Raw genomic sequence first — 207 nt, forward strand, 5'->3', positions numbered from 1 at the left:
GATGCGGCGCTATGGTTTACGCGATGACCAGTGGGAGCGGATAAAGGATATTCTCCCCGGTCGTAAAGGTCATGTCGGCGGTACTGCGGCGGACAACCGTTTGTTCGTGGAGGCGGTGCTGTATCGCTATCGCGCAGGCATTCCATGGCGCGACCTTCCTGCCCGTTTCGGGGACTGGAAAAACGTGCACCGGCGTCTGCGCCGCTG

Annotated in this window: 1 protein-coding gene; it reads left to right on the plus strand. The window is 60.9% G+C overall.

Features of this window, described 5'->3' with window-relative positions; genetic code table 11:
• Position 1: 1 nt before the first annotated feature.
• On the plus strand, positions 2 to 207 hold a 206-nt coding region (locus CSR02_RS13705), incomplete at its 3' end, for a transposase (RefSeq protein ID WP_143225604.1).

The organism is Acetobacter pomorum (assembly GCF_002738225.1).
In the GTDB taxonomy this organism is placed as follows: Bacteria; Pseudomonadota; Alphaproteobacteria; order Acetobacterales; family Acetobacteraceae; genus Acetobacter; species Acetobacter pomorum.